Below are 13,432 nucleotides of genomic sequence, written 5' to 3' on the forward strand. Positions count from 1 at the left end.
GAGCTATTCATTGGGCGGTGGCTTGTCGGTGGCGGCTGTGCTGAAATGATAAATGTGATTGAGTTTTTCGGCGCGAGCTAGATATCCATGTAAGCCAGCCACTGGGAACGGCGATTCTCGCCAAGCTTCCGGAAGTGATGCGGAAGAGGGAGGGCGCACTGTCATGCTGACGGCCCTTCGTATTTCGAAGGTACCTGTGACTGCTCCTATAAGTGCAACCCCGAAAGCTGCGACGGCGAGCCTGGGTTGCAATAGTCGGTCGGCAAAGCACCAAGCGAAGCCCATCGCAAGTATCGCCAATGCAGGAATTGAGGCACGCATGACGAAATCCTTACTGTCTCCCAGTCGGAAGAACGGGATGATCATGAGCGTTACGATGGCTGTGACGACCGTTTGCTTGAATGCGCCTGGAAGATTCGACGCCAGGCAAATATAAGCGGCGGGAAATACTTCGATCAGTATGAGTGCGCTGTACTTCAGTAGGAATGTTCGGTCGATGGTGTTGATGGCTAGCCCAAAGCCGGAGGCATCTGTCTGGAGATAGATAAATGTTGGTGCCGCGAACAGAGTGAAGGCTACAAATAGTGCAATAGGCAGTCGTAAAGCTCCTTCTCGCCACTCCTTGATGGCCGCCATCATCATGAATGGTATTGCTCCCATGGCAGCGAAAGGTGTCCAAAATGGGAGTAATGGGCACAGTGCAGCCAAACACCAGAAAGGTACCTTTCCGAGCCTCCATTGAACGAGGAGTATTGAGAAGAACCACGCTGGCAGCGCATGAAGAGGGACCCAGAACAGCAAGGTGACGTTGGAAGAATACTGAAATGGGGCGTCCCACCATTCAAGGTGATCAGGCAAAGATTGCGCCGTAAGGGCCGCTTTAGCTGCGCTGGGGATGATATCTAGTCCGCTGAAGAAGACGAAAAGCATCAGCATCAAAGGCCGCCTTTGATGCGATAGTGATGCAATCATCGCGAAAAGTAGTCCAGTGATAATCGCATTCTGAAGAAGCAACGCGATGTAAGCAGCATTGAGGCCAAATGCTTTTCCGGCCAATGCTGGAAGGATGTACATTCCCAGTGGTGCTCTCAGGACGTATCCCTGGCTGGCTATGTTGTAGACGGGGAGCCAGCCTTGATTAACCAAGTCGGCCAAGACCGCATTCCGTATGATCCAGTCGGTGTTTGCATAGAAGAAATTGCCTTCTCCGCCCAACAGGCAAAGCACCATCGCAATCGCGATAGCTCCTAGGGTCAATCCGGAAGAAGTTTCATCGGTTTGTTCGCCTATGCGGAGTTTCCGCCATGTGATGGCGAGACTCGCCAATGGGATCACGCAGAGTGCCAGCACGAAGAGGGGGCGGCTCGCAACAAGGTAAAATGCTTCAAGCGAAGCGAATAGAATTGCAAGCAGTGCCCAGCGCAGCCGATTCTGGCTAATGGGCAGGCTTGCCATTTGAGCAAGGCTCTTCCGTTGTTGAGGATGGATTGGGTTATGGGCCATGGATGTTCGAAGTTGAGCTTGCCGCCAGCCGCCTTAGATGGCCTGTCCGCCACAGGGCAAGCAGCATCTGAGTGGTAACTACGCATTCTGTGATCAAGATGGCGAAGGCCGCCCCTGTTGCCTCGTAGAGATACGCCAAAGGCCCGAGAAGGATCAAGTTGAGCAAGCCGGCGAAGAGGAGTATTCGGCTGAAAGATCTGTTCATCCCTAGTGGAAGCATGAGCTGTACGCCGAGAATATTGGATAGCCGAACCAGAACGGGTACGAATGCCAGAATTCGCAGGACAGTAGCTGCTTGTGCAAATTCAGGTCCTAAGATAACTCGGACAAGTAGCGGCGCCAGCGCGTAAGTGGCAAGTGAAAGAGCGATGCTCAGGCCACCCTGTGTATAGAGCAAAAAACGAACCAACCGCAGTGCCTCTGTCGGCGCGCGAGCCATCAACGCGTTGACTCTGGGATAAGCCGCGATCGATAGCGGATCGAGTACGTTCTGGGCCGCAACGCGAATCTTGTCAGCGCCGGCATACTGGCCAACAGCTGCGGATCCACAAAGGACGCCCAGAAGTACGCTAGTGGTGCTTGTATACAGGCTGATGGATATGGTCGAGAAGAAAACGTGGCGTCCATCTTGAAGCGTGCGCCAGATTTCAGCAATGCTGGGGACGCAATACTGAATCAGTCTTTTGTGATGGATGTACATCAACGCACAAAGACCGGCGATTACAGGGGTAATCGCATTGAGGAGGGCCGCAATCCATGTGTCGTCGGGGGTGTGGACTAGGATGAATGTGGGGGGGATGGTCAACAGTCGGCTGCAGATCGTGCAGGCAGAGAGCACCGAGATTCGTTCAACGCCCTGAAAGAACCACTGCGGCAACAGCACGGTACCTACAACGAGCGGAGTGCTAGCTACAAGAAGGGGCCACAGCGCATGCAATTGGGGAATAAGCAAATACACGGGTGCCAGTGCCAGCGTGCTTAGCACTGCGAGCACGCCTTTGGCGGCCATTACTGCACTAAACGTGCGGGAAATTGCTTGAGGGTCTTCTCGTCGTATGGCGATCTGCCGCGTTGCTGACAGGTTGAAGCCATAGTCTGTGAAAAGCACGAGATAGGAGATGCTCGCTTGGGCTAGCATCAGCATGCCGAAGTGAGCAACGCCAAGACATCTTACGAGATACGGGAAGGTGACCCAAGGCAGCACGAATCCCATTGCCTGTATGGCAAGCAAGGACAGCGTGTTGTGCCAGATCGTCTTATCCATCGTTGATGCGGCTCTCTGGGCTGCATGGGCAAAGTGGGTGTGGCGAAATCACTGCAGGGTAGTGGTTGCGCTAGTGCTGGAGCTGGATCCGGGCCAGGGCTTTGGGGGTTTGGTTTCTGTCGAGTTCGACCGCAATTTTTCGGTCAAGGTCTCAATTTGCTTGTTCAGCGATCCGCCGTAATTCAGCCGGGACAGCGCGGCTAGATTGTCTTGTGCAATTCGGGTGTGGCCTAAGGCGAGAGCCTTGTTGATAAGGCCGATTCGGTAGGCTGGCTCATCTGGACGGGTAGCTACTGCCTCTGACATTAACCGTTCGCTGAGCGCACCATCCTGGAGGCTGAACCAGGCGTAGTCACTATAGGTGGCTAGTAGGCGTGGGCTAGGACTAGGGTGAGACATAGCGGCAAAGAATGCCTTCATCATGGCGACTTGCGGCAAATTGCATAGTCGCTCCCGGTCGCATTGGGCCAGTGCCTCCAGCGAGCTTTCGTCCTGAACCCCCGGACGATGGTCTTTGAGCTTGTTCGTCATGCTCTCCCACCAGGCATCCTTGAGTGGCAGGTGCATTCGAGAGTTCATGAAGATCAACGCCTGCTCGGCGAGGATGGACGACTTGGGCAGCGCAGCTGAGCGCTCGAGTGGCGCATAGGCCATCTTGGTAAAAGGTGAGCTTGGGTCGTAATGCGAAAGTATGATGTACGTACGCCCCAGCTCGTACTGGGCTCGTGGCGACTTGGGTGCACGTGCCGCCAACTCCTCGGCGAGCCGAAGAGGGCTGCTCCAAGCCAGCGCGGTCAGCAGGGTGCCGCTGGCCCACACCAGCATGAGAGCAACAAACATTAAGTTGCGTGGGAAGGAGGGCATGATTCGCTGGTTGATGGAGCGCAGTATGGTCGCCAACGCAATCAGCAGGCCCAGACTCGCAAAATAGTTGCGATGCTCGTATACGAGTTCCAGCGGCAGAATGGTTGCCGTAAGCAGGTGCGCGCCCAGAAACAGGAATAGGCCCAGCGCTACCAGCGGAAGGCGATGGCGTAGCAAGAACGCAACGGCTGCCAGCGCGGCAAGAAAAACGATGCAGGCGAGGGTTGTCCAGGGAGACAGAACTCCTTGCGACACGATGAAGTCATCGTGATAGAAGCTGAGTGCGTGAGGTGACGGCAGAAGCGACCACACGATGTAATCGCAAACAATGCGTGCTTCGCTAAGGAGGCGGGTTTTGAGTGTGAAGTCGCGTGTTGCCCAGGCGCCAGGCTTAAGTAGACCGGGCAGTAACCAGGCTAGCCCCACGCAGAAGGGTAGTGCCAGGACAACGAGGTAGAACGCGACGAGAAGTTTGTCGTATCGCCCGGTTCTCTGGCGGAATCCGAAAAGAATCCATTCGGCTAGGCCGGCGTACAGCGGAAGCATGACCGCGGTCTCCTTGGCCAACAGTCCAAGCACGGTGCACGCGCATACGCTCGCGATACTGATTGCCAGGCCATGACTGTAAGAGGTGCCTTCGCTGAGCATGCGCTGGCGGCCTTTCAGATAGCCGAGAAGCCCCGCCAGCACGAATAGATTGGCAAGGCTCTCCATGCGCTGCACGACATAGAGCACCGCCGTCAGGTTGATGGGCAGCAACAGCCACGCCGCGCAGATGAGGGCCGCAAGGAAATCATCTTGCCTGTCGTCATCATTGGCATACCCCGTGGCGCGGGTTCGACGCAAGGCTCGAAAAATCTCACGCGTCAACAGAAATACGAGCAAGCCATTCAGCAGGTGAATCACCAGATTGGTGAGTTTCATGCCGAACGGATCGAGCCCACTGACCAGATAGTTAGCGGCAAAACTCAACGAGGCGAGCGGACGCTTGAATTCACTGGAAGGGGAAGACAGCGCGGCGCCAATCAGCGCCGGTAAGCTGGAGTCAACAGGCTGCACACCACGGTTGTCGACGATATTGGGGTAATCGTCGAACAGGTACCCACCTTGCAGCCCAGGTGCATAGATGACCATGGTGGCGACCAGCGCCGCCAGCAGCGTCCATAGTCCGAGCCGGCGAGAGGGGGTGACTAGGTTCATGAGTGCGAGGGGGGCTGTCTGGCTGCGTCTTGACGCAGTGTAGCCTGCAGGCGGGTTAGCTCGCGGTCCCAGTAATGCTGGCGATCGAGCACCCATTGATGGATGGCCGCCATGCCTGAATCTGGCCGGTACTCCTGGCTCCGCACGTGTTCATAGTGGGCAAGGTGCGACAAGGCCTGCGCAGGGTATCCGGCGCTGCCGAGTAGGGCGGCCTGTTGGAAGGCAGCAGAAGCGCGAACCTGCTGGTCAAGCGCCTCATTGAAGAACGCCAATGTCTCGTCTGGGGAGTGCCTGGCGAGGGCCGCCTGGCCCCTCATGGAGTAAAGGTCCTGGAGTCTGCCTGGCTGTTCTTGAAGCCGGGGATTCGAGAACGCGGCATCCAGTAGAGATTCAACTCCGGTCAGGTTCAGTTGCGGGCAGTTCGGGTGTTGCGACTGGGCGATGGCACGCCCAAACCAACTGCTTAGTAGCGTGCCTGAGTCCCGTGCCGTGGCGAGAGCATGTTTGGCAGCCTCTAGGTGCCCGCCCTCTACGTGGCCCATCTGGCATTCGGCAGCGACTAGGTTGACGGCAAGCTGAACTTCGCCGGGCGCTTGATCGAGGGCTTTGGTGAGACGCTTGGCGGCAAGATCGGGTCGTCCGGAATGCATCTCCGACTGAGCGGCATTGACCTGTGCACGAGCTGAATCAGGGTTGATGGCTGCCCACAGCAACGCTTGCTCGCGGCTGTTGCCCCATAGGCTGGCCGCGGCGTGAGTCATGCAAGCCAGCGCCAGCACGAGGACTCCCGCGAGGGCGTATCTGGCGCCCTGCAAGTTGCTCGTGCGCCCTTGGGCGGGAAGCGGCGCCTTTCCAGGAGAACTTGCACCGCATAGCCAAAGCGCCAGAGGCCAGAACATGAGCATGGCGGGCAGGTAATTGCGGTGTTCGAAATACAACTCCAGGGCGACCGTGCTCGACTCCAGCGACTGTCCCACCAGGTAGAACAAGATGGTCACCGCAAGGATGGGATGCCGAGAGCGCACACGCCAGCCAATTGCAGCAAGGCCTAGAATGGCGAGCAATGCAGGTAGTGTGGTCCAGGGCGTGAGCAACGAGGTGGATACCTCGATGTGGTCGTTAAAGAGACCGCGTGAGTAAGGGTGGGGCACCCATAGTTGCCACAGATAATCGATCAGTACTCTGGGCTCAGTGAGAAGACGCTGTGTCAGCGTCCACGGCCGCACGGCGGAAATGCCGTAAACAATCCCTCGCCAACCCTCGTAGCCAAGATAGGCGAGCACGCCAAGGGTCGGCAGCACGGCGAGCGGGATCATCCAGCGCTTGTATGCGCGAGGCGGTTGGTCAGACAGCGCCTCGACAGGGCGGAATAATGTGTACTCGATGGTCAGCGCAAGCGGAGGAAGCAGAATGCCGTTGGCCTTGCTCAGGGTGCCAAGCAGGGTGCATCCCGCTAAGCCGAAAATCATCCATGTCAGTCCGCGGCTGGTTTTGAGCTGCTTGTACAGCAGTCGTCCGTGTAGCCAAGCCAGGAGGCCAAGCAGGACGAAGGTAGTGGAAAGCATCGCCTCGCGCTGCACGACATACAGCGTTGTGGAGACGAAGAGTGGATGCAGCGTCCATAGGGCGGCGGCCAGTACGGCCCCCAAGAACGGACGAAGGTTGTTTGAATTTGACGCGTGCCGCTGAGCGTGTGCAGCGCCTAGTCGAATCAGCAACCAACCAAGCAGGCAGCCGTTGACAAGGTGCAGAAGAAGATTGGTTCGCTTAAAAGGAAATGGATCAGCGGGCCAATCGTGGGCATCGAGGAGAAAGCTCAATAATGCAACGGGCCGTCCAGTGGGGTCGGCCGTGCCGGAAGTGATGTAGCGCCAAAAGGCCGGCCAATCTCGAATGGGGCCATTGGCGCCCAGACTAGGCAGGTTGGCGAAATCGTCGAACAGAAAGGGCCCGCGCAATCCCGGTACATAGGCGATGACGGTGATGGTCACCAGTACGGCAATCAGTGCTGGCAACAGAATGGCGCGTCGATACATGCGTGTTCCAAAAATAAAGGGCCGCCCGTGGCGGCCCTTTACGCAGTCTAGCCAGTGCTGGCTATTAGCGGCACGAAGACGGCAGGTACTTCGAGGGCAGGGTCGCAGCGCTCTGCGCCTTGCAGGTCCACTGAATGCTGCCCGAGTTGGTGATGGCCGACAGAATCAGCACCGCCGGGCCAGACGACAACTTGGTGTTGGCCTTCGGACCCTGGTAGGTCACCTGGATCTGACCGGCCGTGGCACCGCCATCAACCGAAGAAACGTAGTTGCCCTTGATGCTGGTGTTCTGGGCGAGGCCAGCCGAGGCATTCGAAGTCGGGAACGAGCCCTTGTTCGAGTAGTACTCAGCCAGCGCCGTCTTGGCACCGTCAGCCAGCGACAGACCTTCCGACACTTGCGAGCGGATGGTGTAGTCCTGATAGGCCGGGATAGCGATAGCTGCCAGGATCGCGATGATCGCCACGACGATCATCAGTTCGATCAGGGTAAAGCCCTTCTGCACGTTCTTCATGATGGTTCCTCTATCTTGGTTAGCTAACCGTAGTTACTGCCCCCTGAGCCCCAGCCCCGAATCCCCCTAGGCGGGATTGGTCCCCAATACTTGCGGTCGGAACGACCAGGAAGCTCGCGGCATCTTCAAGCAGTTTGCATGCCATGGATGCCGTTCCTATATTCCCGCATATTCACGAGAAATTGGATTGTGCACGTCATCACGAATGGCTACAAGAACACCGCAGCCTGCGTCCTCAGCCCTGAATTCGTGATGCAAGCAGCATCTTGCGTGGCTGTCGCCAAAGGGCATGAAGTGACGCTGTTGGTCACTTCATGAGCGGCAGCGTGCTGAAACTTGCTTTGTTTGAACGGTTACTGGCGGCAAGTGGACGGCAAATATTTTGCAGCCAAAGTACTTTGAGTACAGGTCCAAGTGATGCTGCCCGCAGAAGTTACCGGCGACAGGATGAGCTGCTGATTCTTGATTGCCACGTTGGCCTTGGCGCCCTGGTAGGTAACCTTCACTTGGCCGCCAGTGGCATCCACACCGGAAACGAAGCTGCCGCTGATGGAGCTGGCGGAAACCAGGCCTGCGGATTGATTGTTCGGCGGATAGCGCCCCGTATTGGACACGAAATCCCAAACGGCGGCCTTTGCCTCGGTAGCCAGGCTAATACCCTCACTAACCTGCGCGCGAATCGTGTAATCCTGGTACGCAGGAATGGCAATAGCGGCAAGAATGGCGATGATCGCCACCACGATCATCAGTTCGATCAAGGTAAAGCCGGCGGAAAGTCGCTGGCGAAACATAATGGGTCCCCCTGGGTAGTCTCACCCCTGGCTGAGGCATTTTTTATACCAAGCGGGGCCGGCAACTTGAGGGTGGGCAAAAAGTTGCCCGTTTCGTGATCTAGGCCGCGCTTGGCGTGTGCGGGGAGCCCGAATGTATCGGGTTAGGGGCGGGTTGTGCCGCCCATCCAGCGCTTCATGAGTGGCGCCAGCAGCAGGGCGGCGGCAGCCGAAGCGAGGCCAAGCCAGACCATATGCTGGAACAACTGCCCATATTTGGCAGTCGCCACAGCCATGTCGATCTTGCCGTCGGCCGGCAGGTCGAGAGCGGCGAACTTGCCGAAGATGGAGGCGAGCTGCTCGGAGAACGAGGTGCCCAGCCACCAGGCGCCCATCATCAGCCCTGCCACCTGCGGCACCGACAGTTGCGTTACCGCCGAAAGGCCTATGGGGGCGAGGGCGACCTCGCCGACCTCGATCAGGAAATAGGCCAGTACGATCCACCACACGCTGCCCAGGGCATCGGGCGTCACGGTCTGGTTGCCGATCAGCAAGGGCACGAAGGCCAGGCCGGCGAAGGCCAGGCCGATAGCGCTCTTTACCGGGGTCGAGGGGTTGAGGCCGTGTCGGTCGAGGAAGGGCCAAAGCCAAGCCATCAACGGCGACAGCAGTACGATGAAGAGCGCGCCCAGGTAGGTCAGCGAGCTGGCGGTCTGCGGGAGCACCAGGCAGTCGCGAACAATTAGCAGCAGGCCCATGGCGGTGAGCCCGCCGAGCAGCAGGGCCGGCAGGCGCTTGCCGCGAAGGCGCAGGCCTAGCGCGATCACGAACGGGCACAACAGCAAGGGCAGGGTAGACCACGGCACCGGGTGTCCTTCGCGGATCACCAGGGCAGGGAAAAGGTCTTTGGTCAGCATGCGGTCGTTGAATAGCACCCATGAGCCGTAGGTCTGCTCATACAGCGAAAAGAACAGCAGGCAGATAGCGGTAAAGAAGACGCACGCCAGCATCTGGCGGCGCTGCACTGGCGTGCAGCGCGTCGTGACGTACCAGCCGAGCCAACCCAGCCACGACGCCAGCGCCAACACTTGTAGCCACAGCACCGCATTGCCCAGCTGCATCAAGGCCCACAGCACCGGCAGGGTCAGCGCGGCGCACAGGTAGATCGACCACTCCAGCGTCAGCGGGCCCAGTACGCGTCGGCGCAAGGCCAGGGCGTTGGGCGGCTCGGCGTGGCCTTGCAGGTATTTCTGGCCGGTAAGGAACACCGCAAGGCCGGCGAGCATGCCGATGCCGGCCGCGCCAAAGCCGTAGCCCCAGCCGTAGGTGTCGCCGAGGTAACCACAGATCAGTGCGGAGAACAGGGCGCCGACATTGATGCCGGCGTAGAACAGCGTAAAGCCCGAATCCAGGCGCGGGTCGTTCTCGGGATACAGCTTGCCCACCACGGTGGAGATATTGGGCTTGAGGAAGCCCACGCCGCTGATGATCAGCGCCAGCGAAAGGTAGAACACGCTGAGGGCGAACGTGTCGCGATGCACCACGCCGTCCGGGCCCAGGGTCGCCGCATGGCCCTCCACCGCCATGCCCAGGTGACCCAGGCACAGCAATATGCCGCCCAGGGCCACCGCCTTGCGCATGCCCAGGTAGCGATCGGCCAGCAGGCCGCCCAGCAGGGGCGTGGCATACACCAGGCCACCGTAGGCGCCGAGCACCGAAAGACTCTCCGCGTCGGAAAAGCCGTGGTGCTTGATGAGGTAAAGCGCCAACAGGGCCTTCATGCCGTAGAACGAAAAGCGCTCCCACATTTCGGTGAAGAAGCACACGTACAGGCCCTTGGGGTGCCCGAACAACTCATCGTGGTCGGCGGCACGGGCCGGCGTGGCGGGGAGGGCTACAGCGTCGGTCATGGGCAAAACAGGCGGGCACAAAGCGCTGGAGTATAGCGAGGCTGATCCATGGCTCTTGAGGCGGTGCAGCATGGGCTGTGCGGGATGGGACGATTCTCCAGCGGCCTGGCCATGGCTTGCGCCAGGCGGCCGGGGCTCTTACCGTCAGTGCTTTCGCAACACCCTGGGACCCATTCGATGAAATCCTTGCTTGTCGGGCTGGCGCTTGCGCTGGCTGGTACCTCCGCCGTGGCGGCCGAGGTCGAGAACCACGGGCCGCACCCGTTCACCATTCGTGACCTGGTGATGATGGATCGCGTAGGCGATCCTCAGCTGTCGCCCGATGGTCGCTATGCCCTCTACACCGTGCGCGCCACCGATTACGCGGCCAACAAGGGCGTCACCTCGATCTACCTGCTCGACCTCACACGTGGTGGCGAGCCGGTGAAGCTGGTGGAGAAGGCCTCCTCGCCGCGTTGGGCACCGGATGGCAGCGCGTTCTATTACGTCGCCGCCAAGGATGGCGTGGCGCAATTGTGGCGTCGTGGTACTTCGGCATCGGCGCAAGCCGTGCAGGTGACGCACGCGCCGCTGGACGTGGACGGCTTCAAGCTTTCGCCGGACGGCAAGCAGGTGCTGTTGACCTTTGGCGTATTCACCGATTGCGCCGACCTCGCCTGCACCAAGGAGCGCCTGGATGGCCGCGCCGCCGACAAGGCCTCCGGCACGGTGTACGACAAGCTGTTTGTGCGCCACTGGGATACCTGGGCCGACGGCCGCCGCGCGCAGCTGTTCATTGCCGACCTCGACAAGCCCAGTGAGCAGCCCTTGCTGCTGACGCGCGGCATCGATGGCGATGTGCCGAGCAAGCCGTTCGGTGACGAGGGCGAGTTCAACTTCTCGCCCGATGGCAAGACGGTGTATTTCAGCGTGCGCATCGCGGGCAAGAGCGAGCCGTGGTCCACCAATTTCGATGTCTATAGCGTGCCTGCCGACGCCTCGTCCGCACCGCGCAACCTCACCGCCGAGAACCTGGCGTGGGATGCATTCCCGTTGCCCTCGCCGGACGGCAAGACGTTGTACTACCTGGCGATGAAGCGTCCGGTCTCCGAGGCGGATCGCTTCGGCATCATGGCGCTAGACCTGGCTAGCGGCCAGAAGCGCGAAGTCGCGCCGAACTGGGATCGCTCGGCGGGTGGCCTGCAGATTTCCGCGGATGGAAAGACCCTCTACACCACTGCCGACGACAACGGCCAGCGCCCGCTGTTCGCCATTGATGCCGCCAGTGGCAAGGTCACGACCTTGGTTACTAATGGCGACGTGACGGGCTACTCGGCGGGCAAGGGCACGCTGCTGGTGCAGCGTGACGACCTCAAGCGCTCCGCTGACCTCTATGTGGCCGATCTGTCGGGCAAGGGCCTCAAGCAGGTGACGCACTACAACGCTGCGCGCCTCAAGAATGTGCAGATGGGCGAGCCGGAGTTCTTTACCTTCAAGGGTTGGAACAACGAAACCGTGCAGGGTTATGTGGTGAAGCCGGCCGGCTACAAGCCCGGCAAGAAGTACCCGGTGGCCTTCATCATCCATGGCGGCCCGCAGGGTGCGATGAGCAATGGCTGGAGCTATCGCTGGAACCCGCAGACCTACGCCGGTCAGGGTTTCGCGGTGGTCACGGTGAACTTCCACGGCTCTACCGGCTATGGCCAGGCCTTCACCGATTCGATCTCGGGCGACTGGGGTGGCAAGCCGCTGGAAGACCTGAAGGCGGGCTGGGCTGCGGCGCTGTCCAAGTACAGCTTCCTCGACGGTGACCGTGCCTGCGCACTCGGCGCCAGCTACGGCGGTTACATGATTTACTGGATCGCCGGCGTGTGGAACCAGCCGTGGAAGTGCCTGGTCGACCATGATGGCGTGCTCGATGCCCGCGCCATGTACTACGACACCGAAGAGCTGTGGTTCGAAGAGCGCGAGAACGGCGGCACGCAGTACGAGCACCCGGAGAACTACGAGAAGTTCAACCCGGTCAATCACGTGAAGGATTGGCGCGTGCCGATGCTGGTGATCCACTCGGCCAAGGATTTCCGCATTCCCGATACGCAGGGCCTGGGGGCCTTCACGGCGCTGCAGCGTCGCGGCATCCCGAGCAAGTTGCTGCACTTCCCGGATGAGAACCACTGGGTGCTCAAGCCGCAGAACAGCGTGCAGTGGCATGAAACGGTCAATGCTTGGCTCAAGCAGTGGACGGCGGAAGACGCCGACAAGAACGCGGCTAAGTAAGCACGTTGGATAAAAAAATGGCGGCCTCCGGGCCGCCATTTTTTATGGGTGAAGCAGGCCGAGCCCGCGTACCGTTACAGCCACCTCGCCCGCTTGAGAAACGCGTAGATGCTGCCCACCAGGGTGGCCACCACCGCGATGATCAACGGGTAGGCCCAGGGTTTGTGCAGCTCGGGCATGTTCTCGAAGTTCATGCCGTACCAGCTCGTGATCAAGGTGGGGGCGGCGAGCATGGCGGCATAGCCGGCCAATCGCTTCATCACTTCGTTCTGGCCGAACGTCACCAGCGACAGGTTCACATTGATCGCGGCGGCGAGCATTTCGCGCATGGCACTGATGGATTCGTTCACGCGGAACACGTGGTCGTAGACATCGCGGAAATAAGCGCGCAACTCGTCCGGAATAAGTTGGGGGTGCTGGCGCACCAGTTGGCTGATGATGTCCTGCTGCGGCGCCACCGCCAGGCGCAAGGTCATCAGGTCGCGCTGCATGTCGTAGAGGCGGCGAATGGTGCTGCGCTTGAAAGTGTCGGAGAAAATGTCCTTCTCCAGCTCCTGGAGCTCTTCGCGAAAGTCGCGCACGATCGGCAGCAGGTTGTCGACGATGTAGTCGAGCACGCCATAAAGGCCATAGCTGGGGCCAAGCGCGAGCAGCTCCGGCGTGTGTTCGCAGGTGCGGCGTGCCGGCGCGTAGGAGAGCGATGCGCCGTGTCGCACCGTCACCAGGTAGCGCGCGCCCAGGAAGATGTGTGTTTCGCCAAAGGCGATATGGCCGCTGATCAGTTGCGCGGTTTGTACCACGATGAACAACGAATCGCCGTATGCCTCGATCTTGGTGCGCTGGTGTGCGTGCTGGGCGTCTTCGATCGCCAGGTCGTGCAGGTCGAACTCTTCCTGGATCTTGCTCAGCAGTGGCGCATCGGGCTCGTGCAAGCCCACCCAGACAAAGGTGTCGGGCTCCTTGAGCACCTCGCTGATATCGTCGAGGCTGATGTCGCCGATGCGTTGCCCATCGAAGCGATAGGCCACGCAGTTGATCACCATCGCGTTGCTGGGCGTGGATGAAGTCGGAATGATGGATGCCATGCGCGGATCATGCCCGGGCGACTGCGAAGA

The 13,432-nt window shown here is 59.7% G+C and carries 9 protein-coding genes; 1 reads left to right on the top strand and 8 read right to left on the bottom strand.

Going from position 1 to position 13,432, the window contains the following annotated elements; translation table 11 throughout:
• Positions 1-3: 3 nt before the first annotated feature.
• From AC3G2C_RS08725 to AC3G2C_RS08755, 7 genes are all read right to left on the bottom strand, one after another.
• Positions 4-1,455, bottom strand: coding sequence for a hypothetical protein (locus AC3G2C_RS08725; protein ID WP_488384232.1), 1,452 nt, complete (start codon positions 1,453-1,455; stop codon positions 4-6).
• A gap of 37 nt (positions 1,456-1,492) precedes the next feature.
• Positions 1,493-2,767, bottom strand: coding sequence for a flippase (locus AC3G2C_RS08730; RefSeq protein ID WP_488384233.1), 1,275 nt, complete (start codon positions 2,765-2,767; stop codon positions 1,493-1,495).
• 48 nt (positions 2,768-2,815) lie between these two features.
• Complete coding sequence (locus AC3G2C_RS08735; RefSeq protein ID WP_488384234.1) at positions 2,816-4,831, bottom strand: hypothetical protein; 2,016 nt, start codon at positions 4,829-4,831, stop codon at positions 2,816-2,818.
• Positions 4,828-6,867, bottom strand: a complete 2,040-nt coding sequence (locus AC3G2C_RS08740) for a tetratricopeptide repeat protein (protein ID WP_488384235.1) — start codon at positions 6,865-6,867, stop codon at positions 4,828-4,830. Before AC3G2C_RS08740 ends, AC3G2C_RS08735 begins: the two co-directional genes overlap by 4 nt.
• 64 nt (positions 6,868-6,931) lie before the next feature.
• Positions 6,932-7,381, bottom strand: coding sequence for a pilin (locus tag AC3G2C_RS08745; protein WP_488384236.1), 450 nt, complete (start codon positions 7,379-7,381; stop codon positions 6,932-6,934).
• A 353-nt stretch (positions 7,382-7,734) separates the two neighbouring features.
• Positions 7,735-8,172 (bottom strand): pilin, encoded by a 438-nt coding sequence (locus AC3G2C_RS08750; protein WP_488384237.1) that lies wholly within the window; start codon positions 8,170-8,172, stop codon positions 7,735-7,737.
• 143 nt (positions 8,173-8,315) lie between these two features.
• The gene (locus AC3G2C_RS08755) at positions 8,316-10,061 is read right to left on the bottom strand and encodes a peptide MFS transporter (RefSeq protein ID WP_488384238.1); all 1,746 of its coding nucleotides are present in this window, start codon (positions 10,059-10,061) and stop codon (positions 8,316-8,318) included.
• A 177-nt stretch (positions 10,062-10,238) separates the two neighbouring features.
• Between AC3G2C_RS08755 and AC3G2C_RS08760 the strand changes: the two genes are divergently transcribed.
• The gene (locus AC3G2C_RS08760; protein WP_488384239.1) at positions 10,239-12,317 is read left to right on the top strand and encodes a dipeptidyl-peptidase 5; all 2,079 of its coding nucleotides are present in this window, start codon (positions 10,239-10,241) and stop codon (positions 12,315-12,317) included.
• Positions 12,318-12,391: 74 nt separating this feature from the next.
• Here AC3G2C_RS08760 and corA read toward each other — a convergent pair whose 3' ends face one another.
• On the bottom strand, positions 12,392-13,402 hold the full coding sequence (gene corA, locus AC3G2C_RS08765; RefSeq protein WP_488384240.1) for a magnesium/cobalt transporter CorA: 1,011 nt from the start codon (positions 13,400-13,402) through the stop codon (positions 12,392-12,394).
• Positions 13,403-13,432 lie beyond the last annotated feature (30 nt).

This window comes from Frateuria sp. sgz306004 (assembly GCF_057750885.1).

Coding starts and splice junctions, on each gene's coding strand:
- AC3G2C_RS08725 (WP_488384232.1), bottom strand. CDS start 1,455: ATGGCAAGCCTGCCCATTAGCCAGAATCGGCTGCGCTGGGCACTGCTT.
- AC3G2C_RS08730 (WP_488384233.1), bottom strand. CDS start 2,767: ATGGATAAGACGATCTGGCACAACACGCTGTCCTTGCTTGCCATACAG.
- AC3G2C_RS08735 (WP_488384234.1), bottom strand. CDS start 4,831: ATGAACCTAGTCACCCCCTCTCGCCGGCTCGGACTATGGACGCTGCTG.
- AC3G2C_RS08740 (WP_488384235.1), bottom strand. CDS start 6,867: ATGTATCGACGCGCCATTCTGTTGCCAGCACTGATTGCCGTACTGGTG.
- AC3G2C_RS08745 (WP_488384236.1), bottom strand. CDS start 7,381: ATGAAGAACGTGCAGAAGGGCTTTACCCTGATCGAACTGATGATCGTC.
- AC3G2C_RS08750 (WP_488384237.1), bottom strand. CDS start 8,172: ATGTTTCGCCAGCGACTTTCCGCCGGCTTTACCTTGATCGAACTGATG.
- AC3G2C_RS08755 (WP_488384238.1), bottom strand. CDS start 10,061: ATGACCGACGCTGTAGCCCTCCCCGCCACGCCGGCCCGTGCCGCCGAC.
- AC3G2C_RS08760 (WP_488384239.1), top strand. CDS start 10,239: ATGAAATCCTTGCTTGTCGGGCTGGCGCTTGCGCTGGCTGGTACCTCC.
- corA (WP_488384240.1), bottom strand. CDS start 13,402: ATGGCATCCATCATTCCGACTTCATCCACGCCCAGCAACGCGATGGTG.